This is a genomic window from Pseudomonas sp. FSL R10-0399 (assembly GCF_009600165.1).
Taxonomy (GTDB): domain Bacteria; phylum Pseudomonadota; class Gammaproteobacteria; order Pseudomonadales; family Pseudomonadaceae; genus Aquipseudomonas; species Aquipseudomonas helleri.
In genome coordinates this window covers 19,508-30,731 of the sequence record NZ_WIWK01000079.1, presented here as the reverse complement: position 1 = coordinate 30,731, position 11,224 = coordinate 19,508, and the positions used below count along the sequence as shown (strand labels likewise).

Annotated in this window: 10 protein-coding genes and 1 pseudogene; 10 read left to right on the top strand and 1 reads right to left on the bottom strand. The window is 58.8% G+C overall.

Features of this window, described 5'->3' with window-relative positions; genetic code table 11:
- The 6 genes and pseudogenes from GHO41_RS20250 to GHO41_RS20225 form a co-directional block, all read left to right on the top strand.
- Positions 1–276: pseudogene (locus GHO41_RS20250) on the top strand (hypothetical protein); the annotation flags it as partial.
- Positions 277–356: 80 nt separating this feature from the next.
- Complete coding sequence (locus GHO41_RS20245) at positions 357–1,721, top strand: nucleobase:cation symporter-2 family protein (protein WP_048371302.1); 1,365 nt, start codon at positions 357–359, stop codon at positions 1,719–1,721.
- Between the two features lie 155 nt (positions 1,722–1,876).
- On the top strand, positions 1,877–2,662 hold the full coding sequence (locus tag GHO41_RS20240) for an outer membrane protein OmpK (RefSeq protein WP_153434473.1): 786 nt from the start codon (positions 1,877–1,879) through the stop codon (positions 2,660–2,662).
- 324 nt (positions 2,663–2,986) lie between these two features.
- Complete coding sequence (locus GHO41_RS20235) at positions 2,987–3,772, top strand: outer membrane protein OmpK (RefSeq protein WP_048371305.1); 786 nt, start codon at positions 2,987–2,989, stop codon at positions 3,770–3,772.
- Positions 3,773–3,938: 166 nt separating this feature from the next.
- Positions 3,939–5,144 (top strand): MFS transporter, encoded by a 1,206-nt coding sequence (locus GHO41_RS20230; RefSeq protein ID WP_153434472.1) that lies wholly within the window; start codon positions 3,939–3,941, stop codon positions 5,142–5,144.
- Between the two features lie 100 nt (positions 5,145–5,244).
- Positions 5,245–5,853 carry a TetR/AcrR family transcriptional regulator gene (locus GHO41_RS20225; protein ID WP_048371308.1) on the top strand — a complete coding sequence of 203 codons (609 nt, stop codon included), beginning with the start codon at positions 5,245–5,247 and terminating at the stop codon, positions 5,851–5,853.
- A 92-nt stretch (positions 5,854–5,945) separates the two neighbouring features.
- Here the strand turns inward: GHO41_RS20225 and GHO41_RS20220 are convergent, their stop codons facing one another.
- Positions 5,946–6,386, bottom strand: a complete 441-nt coding sequence (locus tag GHO41_RS20220) for a heme-binding protein (RefSeq protein WP_153434471.1) — start codon at positions 6,384–6,386, stop codon at positions 5,946–5,948.
- Between the two features lie 265 nt (positions 6,387–6,651).
- On the opposite strand from GHO41_RS20220, the gene gcl reads away from it, so the two are divergent.
- The 4 genes from gcl (at position 6,652) to GHO41_RS20200 (ending at position 11,207) form a co-directional block, all read left to right on the top strand.
- The gene (gcl, locus tag GHO41_RS20215; protein ID WP_048371314.1) at positions 6,652–8,427 is read left to right on the top strand and encodes a glyoxylate carboligase; all 1,776 of its coding nucleotides are present in this window, start codon (positions 6,652–6,654) and stop codon (positions 8,425–8,427) included.
- Positions 8,428–8,485: 58 nt separating this feature from the next.
- Positions 8,486–9,268: a hydroxypyruvate isomerase gene (gene hyi, locus GHO41_RS20210; protein WP_153434470.1), complete on the top strand. Its 783-nt coding sequence runs from the start codon at positions 8,486–8,488 to the stop codon at positions 9,266–9,268.
- 35 nt (positions 9,269–9,303) lie between these two features.
- A complete protein-coding gene (locus GHO41_RS20205) occupies positions 9,304–10,194 on the top strand; it encodes a 2-hydroxy-3-oxopropionate reductase (protein WP_153434469.1) in 891 nt (296 codons plus the stop codon).
- Positions 10,195–10,316: 122 nt separating this feature from the next.
- The gene (locus GHO41_RS20200) at positions 10,317–11,207 is read left to right on the top strand and encodes an urea transporter (protein WP_153434468.1); all 891 of its coding nucleotides are present in this window, start codon (positions 10,317–10,319) and stop codon (positions 11,205–11,207) included.
- Positions 11,208–11,224 lie beyond the last annotated feature (17 nt).

The following is an 11,224-nucleotide window of genomic DNA, read 5'->3' as shown; positions in this document are numbered from 1 at the left end:
GCCCCGGTGGCCGGCGTTGACTTCGAAAAAGTCCACGCAGTAATCCAGGAACGCTGCACGGTTTGCCATTCCGCCTCCCCTACCAGCCCGCTGTTCAGCGTGGCTCCGGCCGGGGTGATGTTTGACACCGCGCAACAAATTCAACTGATGGCCCCGCGCATTCAAGCGCAAGCCGTCGCCACACCGATCATGCCGCTGGGCAACATCACTCAGATGACCCAGCAAGAACGCGACTTGGTCGGTGCCTGGGTCAACTCAGGAGCCCACATCAACTGACGCACACGGGCGGCCGCAAACCGTGGGCGGCCACCCACCACACCATTAGCTCACAACAATAAAAATGACCGAGGTGTTGCATGTCCGACTTAACCGAACCGCGCATACCCGCAGTAACCGCACCACCACCCATCCAGCGGCTACCGTTGTTGCAATTGATTCTGGTCGGTCTGCAGCACGTGCTGCTGATGTACGGGGGTGCTGTCGCCGTCCCCCTGATCATCGGCCAGGCAGCCGGGCTGAGTCGTGAGGAAATCGCCTTTCTGATCAACGCCGACCTGCTGGTGGCAGGCGTAGCAACCATCGTCCAGTCGTGGGGCATCGGCCCTATGGGCATTCGCATGCCGGTGATGATGGGCGCCAGTTTTGCCGCCGTTGGCAGCATGGTGGCGATGGCCGGGATGCCGGGCATCGGCATGACCGGTATTTTCGGGGCAACCATTGCCGCCGGTTTCTTCGGGATGATCATTGCGCCGTTCATGTCCAAGGTGGTGCGCTTCTTTCCGCCGCTGGTCACCGGCACCGTAATTACCTCCATTGGCCTGTCACTGTTCCCGGTCGCCGTCAATTGGGCGGGAGGCGGCAGCACAGCAGCGCAATTCGGCTCACCGATTTACCTGTTTATTGCGGCGCTGGTGCTGGGCACCATTTTGCTCATCAATCGCTTTATGCGCGGTTTCTGGGTCAACGTTTCGGTACTGATCGGCATGGCACTGGGCTATGCCCTGTGTGGTGCCATCGGCATGGTCAACTTGCAAGGCATCGGCCTCGCGCCGTGGTTCCAGATCGTCACGCCGCTGCACTTCGGCATGCCTGAGTTCCATCTGGCACCGATCCTGTCGATGTGTCTGGTGGTGGTGATCATTTTTGTCGAGTCCACCGGGATGTTTCTGGCGCTGGGCAAGATCACCGACCAGGAAGTCACCCCACGCATGCTCCGTCGCGGCTTGCTGTGCGACGCCGGAGCTTCATTTCTGGCGGGCTTTTTCAACACCTTCACCCACTCCTCATTCGCCCAGAACATCGGTCTGGTGCAAATGACCGGCGTGCGTTGCCGCTCGGTGACGATCATGGCCGGGATCTTCCTGATCACCCTCAGCCTGTTGCCTAAAGCCGCGTTCCTGGTGGCCTCGATTCCGCCTGCGGTACTGGGCGGCGCAGCCATTGCGATGTTCGGCATGGTTGCCGCCACGGGGATCAAAATCCTCCAGGAGGCCGACATTGCCGACCGCCGCAATCAACTGCTGGTGGCTGTGAGTATCGGTATGGGCCTGATCCCGGTGGTGCGCCCCGAGTTCTTCGCGCACTTGCCACTCTGGATGGGCCCGATCACCCACAGCGGCATCGCCATGGCGGCAGTCAGCGCCGTGTCCCTGAACCTGCTGTTCAACGTACTGGGCGGCGCCGAGCGTGCAGCCATGAGCGGTCACGTGCATCAGCATTGATGCGCGATGGATGAGTGTTTGTGTGGGAGCGGGCTTGCTCGCGATGAAATCGCTACGGTTTACCTGAAAAACCGCAGCGCCTGAATCGCGAGCAAGCCCGCTCCCACCCACCTGCCAATCTCTGGCACACACAATAATAAAAAAGGAAGCATCCCATGCACTGCAAACACTGGGGCGTCACGCTCGCGGGTGGGCTTTTGGCTGCAGGTCAGGCCATGGCCGGTGATCTGTTCTTGTGGCAAACCAACAGCCTCACCTACCTGTACGGCAAGAACTTCGCGATCAACCCGTCGATCCAGCAAACGATCACCTTTGAACACGCCGACAAATGGAAATACGGCGACAACTTCCTGTTTGTCGACCGCATTTTCTACAACGGTAAAGCCGACCCCAACAAGGGCCCGCACACCTATTACGGCGAGTTCAGCCCACGCCTGTCGTTCGGCAAGATCTTCGACCAAAAACTCGAATACGGCCCCATTAAAGACGTGCTCCTGGCCATGACCTACGAGTACGGCGAAGGCGACAGCGAGGCCTACCTCATTGGTCCGGGCTTTGACTTGGCGGTGCCCGGCTTTAACTACTTCACCCTCAACTTTTATCGCCGCCACACCGAAGGGCCACGCCCTGGCACGGGGGTTTGGCAGATCACTCCGTCGTTCTCCTATACCATTCCAGTGGGCCGCTCCAACGTGCTGATCGATGGCTACATAGACTGGGTGGTCGATAATGACCAGAACTCACGCGGCACGTATCACGCCAACCTGCACTTCAACCCGCAGGTCAAATATGACCTTGGAAAGGCCCTCAACCTGGGCGAAAAACAGCTGTATGTCGGCTTTGAATACAGCTACTGGAAAAACAAGTACGGCATCGAAAGCAGCAGCCGTCTGGACACCAACCAAAACACCGCCAGCGCCCTGATCAAAGTCCACTTTTAAGCCTTGCTGCGCCCGGGCAACCACAGCGCGCTTGAGTACCGACGCCAGAGTCAGTACTCTGCGCGGCCGCTCAAAAACGGGCGCTGTTTTAAAGCTGACTCTGAAGCCAACTTTATCGTTCAACTCAAGTGTTTACGGCCTGCATTAGTCTCCCGCCACTCAACTGTCCATGGACAGCCGAGCGATGTCTCTTTGCCGTAAAACAGGGTGTTCAAACGACGTTAAGTTGACCACAAAGACAAGTTTTAAAACAAAAGAACCAAGGTGCCGCACAGAGCGCCGAGTTCTACTCATGCAGCATTGATTAATTTTTGGAGCAACCGAATGAAGCGCATTCTGACCGGCCTGGTGCTTGCGGGGAGCCTGCTGGGCGGTACAACGGCAGCCGCAGAAGACTTGCTGCAGTGGCAAACCAACAGCTTGACGTACTTGTATGGCAAGGATTTTCAGGTCAATCCCAAGATCCAACAGACCTTGACCTTCGAACACGCCGACAGCTGGAAATACGGTGATAACTTTCTGTTCGTCGACCGTATTTTTTACAACGGCAAAGAAGACAGTAACTTAGGTACCAACACTTACTACGGCGAGTTCACGCCGCGCTTGTCGTTCGGCAAGATCTTCGATCAGAAGTTTGAGTTTGGCCCTATCAAAGACGTGTTGCTGGCCCTCACGTACGAGTTTGGCGAAGGCGATTCAGACTCCTACTTGATCGGCCCAGGTTTCGACCTGAATGTGCCCGGCTTCGACTTCTTCCAGTTGAACTTCTACAAACGCTACCCAGAAGGCAACCGCCCGGGCCGTGGTGTTTGGCAGATCACCCCGGTGTGGTCCTGGACCCAGCCCGTGGGCAACTCCGATGTGGTCATCGACGGCTACATGGACTGGGTGGTCGACAACGACCAGAACGCGCGCGGCACCTACCACGCCAACCTGCACTTCAACCCACAGATCAAATATGACTTGGGCAAGGCGTTGAACTGGAGCGCGAAGCAACTGTACGTCGGTATCGAATACGACTACTGGAAAAACAAGTACGGCATCGAAGACAGCGGCTCCTTCAAAACCAACCAGGACACCGCGAGCCTGTTGGTCAAGTACCACTTCTGATGCACCCGCTTCAGCCACTGCATTCGCGTGGCTGAAGCCCTCCTCTCCAGGCAGCACCTTCTCCTCACTGGCCACCTTTATTTGACATACGCCGCGCATGCGTATATTTCTGCATACGCCATGTATGTCAAAACACCTTTCTTACCTGCAACGTCACGGAGCTTGTATGGCCAACCCCTATCGCGAGATTTTCAGCGCCCCCGGCAGCAAAGCGTTTTGCGCCGCAGGCCTGATCGCCCGAATGCCCATATCCATGGCAGGTATCGGCATCATCACCATGCTTTCGCAGTTACACGGCTCGTATTGGCTGGCGGGCGCGGTGGCGGCCACCTTTGCACTGGCCATGGCCCTGCTGGCACCACAAATTTCTCGCGCGGTTGATCGTTACGGGCAGCGCCGGATCTTGCCCGGCGTGGCGGCGGTTGGCGTCTGCGCCATGCTTGCGTTGCTGCTGTGCAGCTACCTGAACGCGCCCGACTGGACGCTGTTTGTCTGCGCCGCCCTGGCCGGCTGCATGCCCAGCATGCCGGCCATGGTCCGCGCCCGCTGGAGTGAGCTGTACCGCGGCTCGCCCAAGCTGCACACGGCGTTCTCGTTTGAATCGGTGCTGGACGAAGTCTGCTTTATCATCGGCCCGCCCATTTCCGTGGGCCTGAGCGTGGCCCTGTTCCCCCAGGCCGGGCCACTGGCGGCCGCGATCTTGTTGGCAGTGGGCGTAACCGCCTTTGTCATGCAACACAAAACCGAGCCGCCCGTGCACCCGCGCACCCTGGAGAATGACGTCACGGTCTTGCGCCAGGGCGCGGTTCTGGTGCTGATGATGGCCTTGATCGGCCTGGGCACCATTGTCGGCACCGTGGATGTGGTCAGCGTGGCCTTTGCCCAACACCAGGGTGAACCGGCGGCCGCGAGCATCGTCCTGTCGGTGTATGCACTGGGTTCATGCCTGGCCGGGCTGGTGTTTGGCAGCCTCAAATTGAACATGCCCCTGCCCCGGTTGTTTTTGTTGGGCGCGTTGGCCACGGCAATCACCATGGTGCCGCTGATGTGGGCCAACAGCATCATCACCCTGGCCGCGGCCATGTTTATCGCCGGGCTGTTCTTCGCCCCGACCCTGATCACCGCCATGGCGCTGGTCGAAAACATCGTCGCCCCGGCCAAGCTGACCGAAGGCCTGACCTGGATGATTACCGGCCTGGGCATGGGTGTTGCCCTCGGCGCGGTGGTCGGTGGCTGGGTGATCGACGCTTACGGTGCACCGGCAGGCTTCAGGGTGTCGTTGATCGCCGGTTTTGGCATGTTGCTGTTTGCCATCGCGGGCTATCGGCTGTTGCAAAACAGCACCTCGCAGCCGGGTAACGCGCTGGCCTGACGGCTGGCGTATCACCGTCCGTAAGCAGCTGTCTTGAGACGTTTGCAATCACGGTGCTACCATGCCCGACCGCCAAAACAGGCAAGGAAATACCGGGTTTATGAGTAGCATCCGCGAGCGCAACAAAGAACTGATTTTGCGAGCCGCCAGCGAGGAATTCGCCGACAAAGGGTTTGCCGCCAGCAAAACCAGCGACATCGCGGCCAAGGCGGGGGTGCCTAAGCCCAACGTCTATTACTACTTCAAATCCAAGGAAAACCTGTACCGCGAAGTGCTCGAAAGCATCATCGAGCCGATCCTGCGTGTATCGACGCCGTTCAACGCCGATGGCGAGCCGAACGAGGTGTTAAGCAACTACATCCGTTCCAAAATCCTGATTTCTCGCGAACTGCCGTTTGCCTCGAAAGTGTTCGCCAGCGAAATCATGCACGGCGCCCCGCACCTCAGTGAAAAACAGGTCGAACTGCTTAACGACCAGGCCAAACACAACATCGCCTGCATCCAGACCTGGATCGACCGCGGCCTGATCGCCCCGATCGACCCGCACCACCTGATGTTCAGCATCTGGGCCGCGACCCAGACCTACGCCGACTTCGACTGGCAAATTTCCGCCATCACCGGCAAGGCCAAGCTCGACGACAGCGACTACGAAGCTGCAACGCAGACCATTATTCGGCTGGTGCTTAAAGGCTGTGCGCCGGACCAATAAGCAACACCAAAATCCGTAGGAGCGAGCTCGCCTCGCGATCTTTTAAAAGATCAAAAGATCGCGAGGCAAGCTCGCTCCTACAGAAAAAGTGATTAAGCCACCACTCCCGCATCCGCGCGCAACCCTTGCCCTTCAATCGCACTGATGGCGCATTGCTCATCAATGTCTGAGGTATCACCACTGATACCGATCGCCCCCAGCACCTTGCCCTGATCATCGCGGATCAAGACGCCACCCGGCACCGGCACGATATCGCCTTGGCCCATGCCATTGAGCGCCGCGAAAAACGTCGGGCGCTGCTGTGCGTCCAGCGCCAGTGCACGAGATCCCTTGCCCAAGGCAATCGCCCCCCAGGCCTTGCCAATCGCAATGTTGGGACGCAACAGGCTGGCGCCGTCCTCACGCTGCAATGCCAGCAAATACCCACCCGAATCGAGTACCGCGACCGTCAGCGGGGACGCGTTGATGCTGCGACCCGCGTTCAAGGCTTGAGCCGCCAGGGTTAAAGCGACTTTCAAGGTTAAAGCACTCATGGTTGCCGTCCTTATTTTGTTATTGGAAGCCTTGCCCCGCCTGCTTCAGGCAGAACCAATGAGATCAATAGAACACAAAAATACGATTATTTGTATACAGTTTTTCAGATAACAAATCCCAAAAAACCTAAAACCTCGTGAAATAGGGCCTCCCAATCGTCTTGCCATGGATTAAACAAAAGCCATTGACCTGCAGGCCGGACCATGAATAAACTCAGCCATCAGCCACTTGTATACAATTATAAAACGTAAGAGGCACAATCAAATGAGCAAAATGAGAGCAATCGAAGCCGCTGTTTTGGTGATGCGTCGTGAAGGTGTCGACACCGCTTTTGGTATCCCGGGCGCCGCCATCAACCCGCTGTATTCAGCCTTGCAAAAAGTGGGCGGCATCGATCACGTCCTCGCTCGCCACGTGGAAGGCGCCTCGCACATGGCCGAGGGCTACACCCGCACCAAAGCCGGCAACATCGGCGTGTGCATCGGCACCTCCGGCCCTGCGGGCACTGACATGGTGACCGGCCTGTACAGCGCCTCTGCCGATTCAATCCCGATTCTGTGCATCACCGGCCAAGCGCCACGGGCGCGTCTGCATAAAGAAGACTTCCAGGCCGTGGACATCACCAGCATCGTCAAGCCGGTGACCAAGTGGGCAACCACCGTGCTCGAGCCGGGCCAGGTGCCTTACGCCTTCCAGAAAGCCTTTTATGAAATGCGCTCCGGGCGCCCTGGCCCCGTGCTGATTGACCTGCCGTTTGATGTGCAAATGGCTGAAATCGAATTCGACATTGACGCTTACGAACCCCTGCCGCTGGCCAAGCCTTCGGCCACCCGGGTACAGGTCGAAAAAGCGTTGGCCATGCTCGACCAGGCCGAACGCCCGCTACTGGTCAGCGGTGGCGGCGTGATCAACGCCGACGCCAGCGCGTTGCTGGTGGAATTCGCCGAGTTGACCGGTATTCCGGTGATCCCGACTTTGATGGGCTGGGGCAGCATTGCCGACGACCACCCGCTGATGGTCGGCATGGTCGGCCTGCAAACCTCGCACCGCTACGGCAACGCCACCCTGCTCAAATCCGACGTCGTGCTGGGCATCGGCAACCGCTGGGCCAACCGCCACACCGGTTCGGTCGAGGTGTACACCGAAGGCCGTAAATTCATCCACGTGGACATTGAGCCGACGCAAATCGGCCGCGTTTTCACCCCGGACCTGGGCATCGTTTCTGACGCAGGCGCAGCCCTCACTGTGTTCCTGGAAGTGGCCCGCGAATGGAAAGCCGCCGGCAAGCTGAAAAACCGCAGCGCCTGGCTGCAAGACTGCCAACAACGCAAAGCCACCCTGCACCGCAAGACTCACTTCGACTCCGTACCGGTCAAGCCTCAACGCGTGTATGAAGAGATGAACCAGGTGTTCGGCAAAGACACCTGCTATGTCAGCACCATCGGCTTGTCGCAGATTGCCGGCGCGCAGTTCCTGCACGTTTACAAGCCACGCCACTGGATCAACTGCGGCCAGGCCGGGCCATTGGGCTGGACTATTCCGGCGGCGCTGGGCGTGGTCAAAGCCGACCCGAGCCGCAACGTTGTAGCCCTGTCGGGTGACTATGACTTCCAGTTCATGATCGAAGAACTGGCCGTGGGCGCGCAGTTCAACCTGCCGTACATCCACGTGGTGGTGAACAACTCCTACCTTGGCCTGATCCGTCAGGCACAGCGTGGATTCGAAATGGACTACTGCGTGCAGCTGTCTTTCGACAACCTTAATGCCCCAGAACTGAATGGCTACGGCGTCGACCACGTCGCTGTGGTCGAAGGCCTGGGCTGCAAAGCGCTGCGCGTATTCGAACCGGCTCAAATCCAGCCTGCACTGCGCAAGGCGCAAGACATGCTCAAAGAGTTCCGCGTACCGGTGGTCGTAGAGATTATTCTGGAGCGCGTGACCAACATCTCGATGGGCACCGAAATCAACGCCGTCAATGAATTTGAAGATCTGGCGCTGGTGGGTAACGATGCACCGACCGCTATTTCAATGCTCGATTAACCCCTAAGCCCTAGCCCTCTCCTGCGTGGAGAGGGAACAAAAAAAGCAGGAGTTCACCATGCCGCGTTTTGCCGCCAACCTGTCCATGCTGTTCACCGAACAGGATTTCCTTGTCCGTTTCCAAGCGGCTGCCAACGCTGGTTTCCACGGCGTTGAATACCTGTTCCCGTACGATTACAGCGCTGAAGAAATCAAACATCACCTGGAAGCCAACAAACTGACCCAGGTGCTGTTCAACCTGCCCGCCGGCGATTGGGCCAAGGGCGAGCGCGGGATTGCCTGCCACCCCGACCGGGTCGAGGAATTCCACGCAGGCGTCGACAAGGCCATCGCCTACGCCAAAGTACTGGGCAACACGCAAATCAACTGCCTGGCCGGGATTCGCCCCCAAGGCGTAGACGACGCCACCGTCGAAAGAACCTTCATCAGCAACCTCAAGTACGCCGCCGACAAACTGCAAGCGGTGGGCATCAAGCTGGTGATGGAAGCGATCAATACCCGCGACATTCCGGGCTTTTACCTCAACAACACCGCACAGGCGCTGGCGATTCAGGACAAGGTCGGCAGCGCCAACCTGTTCCTGCAATACGACATCTATCACATGCAAATCATGGAAGGCGACCTGGCGCGCACCATGCAAACGCACCTGGCGCAGATCAACCACATCCAGCTGGCCGACAACCCCGGCCGCCATGAACCGGGCACCGGCGAGATCAACTACCGCTTCCTGTTCGACCACCTCGACAGCATCGGCTATCAGGGCTGGGTCGGTTGCGAGTACAAGCCGCTGACCAGCACCGAAGCCGGGCTGGTGTGGCTCAAGACGCATAACGCGGTGTAAGAGTTGTTTATCCAATAAAAACAAGAGGATTTGTCATGGCTAAAATCGGATTTATCGGCACCGGGATCATGGGTTCGCCTATGGCCAGCAACCTGCAAAAGGCCGGGCACAGCTTATTCTTGTCGACCCATCGCGGCGCAGCACCTAGCGACCTGCTGTCGGCTGGCGCCATCGCCCTGGCCAGCCCGAAAGAAGTCGCTCAAGAAGCCGAATTCATCATCATCATGGTGCCCGACACCCCGCAGGTCGACGAAGTCCTGTTCAGTGAAAACGGGATTGCCGCAGGCCTGAGCCCGAACAAAGTGGTGATCGATATGAGTTCGATCTCGCCCACTGCGACCAAAGCCTTCGCCGAAAAAATCAACGCCAAGGGCGCGCAGTACCTCGACGCGCCGGTGTCTGGCGGTGAAGTCGGCGCCAAGGCTGGCACCCTGAGCATCATGGTCGGCGGCGACGAAAAAACCTTCGCCCGCGCCCTGCCCCTGCTGCAAAACATGGGTAAAAACATCACCTTGGTCGGCGGCAATGGCGACGGCCAAACCGCCAAAGTGGCCAACCAGATCATCGTTGCCCTGAATATTCAGGCCGTGGCCGAAGCCCTGGTCTTTGCCGCCAAGAACGGCGCAGACCCGGCCAAGGTTCGCGAAGCCTTGATGGGCGGCTTCGCCTCTTCGAAGATCCTTGAAGTGCACGGCGAGCGCATGATCAAAGGCACCTTCGATCCGGGGTTCCGCATCAGCCTGCACCAGAAAGACCTCAACCTGGCGCTGGCTGGCGCCCGTGAGCTGGGGATCAACCTGCCCAACACCGCCAGCGCCCAGCAAGTGTTCAGCACCTGCGCCGCTCTCGGTGGCGGCAACTGGGACCACTCGGCGCTGATCAAAGGCCTGGAACACATGGCCAACTTCTCCATTCGCGACAAATAACCTCTGCGGTCCACCCACCGTAGGAGCTGCCGCAGGCTGCGATCTTTAGTTTTTTAAAACGATCGCAACCTGCTGCACTTTCTGCGGGGCATCTGCTCACCCTCAAAAAAGTTGATTGCGCCATGACTAATTGCCCTGATTGGGCCACGGCCCTGTGCAATGGTTTCAGCCAAGTCTTCCTGCAACGTCACCCACTCTGCGGCGTGTTGTGCTTGCTGGCCATTGTCGTCAGCGCTCCTGCGCTGCTCGGAGGGGCGTTGCTCGGTGCAGTCGCAGGCTTGCTGACCGCGCAACGTCGCGGCTACGCCAAAACCGAACGTCAGGCCGGGCTCTACAGCTACAACGGTGTGTTGCTGGGGCTTCTGCTGAGCCATCAACTGCCGTGGTCAGCCATGCTGCCACTGTTGATCATCGCCAGCGCCGGGATCAGCAGCATGGTGGTGCATCAATGGCTCAAACGCGCCACGCACCCCCATAGCCTGATGATTTACACCGCTCCCTTTGTCGCCATCGGCTGGGGCCTGCTCACCCTGCAAGGAACACCGGAGTACAGCGTTGAACCGTACGCCCTCAACGCCTGGACGCTGCTGCAAGCCCTGTTCAAAGGGATCAGCCAAGTCATGCTGCTGAACCATCCGGTCGCCGGGCTGCTGATTGTCATCGGCTTGTGCCTGAGCCACTGGCGGGCAGCCTTGTGGGCGCTGACTGGCTCACTCGCCGGGCTGTTATGGAGCCTCTACCAACAAGACACCGGCGCCGCACTCAACGGGCTGGCTGGCTACAACCCGGCGCTGGCAGCATTGGCCTTGAGCCAGCAAGGGAGCCGAATCTGCAAGCCATTGCTGGGCATCGTCGTGACCTTGGCCCTGGCACCGGGTTTCAGTGCGCTGGGTCTGCCTCTTTTAACCGCGCCCTTTGTGCTCAGTTGCTGGGTTATCGGTGGCGGTGTTCGCCTGTTAAGCCGCAAATCGGCTGACAGTGAAGCGCAAAGCAGGTTGCGCATCGAACGTTAATACCCGAATCTTCTGGG

What these genes read in the sequence shown, in the direction of transcription:
- GHO41_RS20205 (WP_153434469.1), top strand. Translation starts at nt 9,304, where the DNA reads ATGGCTAAAATCGGATTTATCGGCACCGGGATCATGGGTTCGCCTATG.
- GHO41_RS20225 (WP_048371308.1), top strand. Translation starts at nt 5,245, where the DNA reads ATGAGTAGCATCCGCGAGCGCAACAAAGAACTGATTTTGCGAGCCGCC.
- GHO41_RS20230 (WP_153434472.1), top strand. Translation starts at nt 3,939, where the DNA reads ATGGCCAACCCCTATCGCGAGATTTTCAGCGCCCCCGGCAGCAAAGCG.
- GHO41_RS20220 (WP_153434471.1), bottom strand. Translation starts at nt 6,386, where the DNA reads ATGAGTGCTTTAACCTTGAAAGTCGCTTTAACCCTGGCGGCTCAAGCC.
- GHO41_RS20235 (WP_048371305.1), top strand. Translation starts at nt 2,987, where the DNA reads ATGAAGCGCATTCTGACCGGCCTGGTGCTTGCGGGGAGCCTGCTGGGC.
- GHO41_RS20200 (WP_153434468.1), top strand. Translation starts at nt 10,317, where the DNA reads ATGACTAATTGCCCTGATTGGGCCACGGCCCTGTGCAATGGTTTCAGC.
- GHO41_RS20245 (WP_048371302.1), top strand. Translation starts at nt 357, where the DNA reads ATGTCCGACTTAACCGAACCGCGCATACCCGCAGTAACCGCACCACCA.
- hyi (WP_153434470.1), top strand. Translation starts at nt 8,486, where the DNA reads ATGCCGCGTTTTGCCGCCAACCTGTCCATGCTGTTCACCGAACAGGAT.
- gcl (WP_048371314.1), top strand. Translation starts at nt 6,652, where the DNA reads ATGAGCAAAATGAGAGCAATCGAAGCCGCTGTTTTGGTGATGCGTCGT.
- GHO41_RS20240 (WP_153434473.1), top strand. Translation starts at nt 1,877, where the DNA reads ATGCACTGCAAACACTGGGGCGTCACGCTCGCGGGTGGGCTTTTGGCT.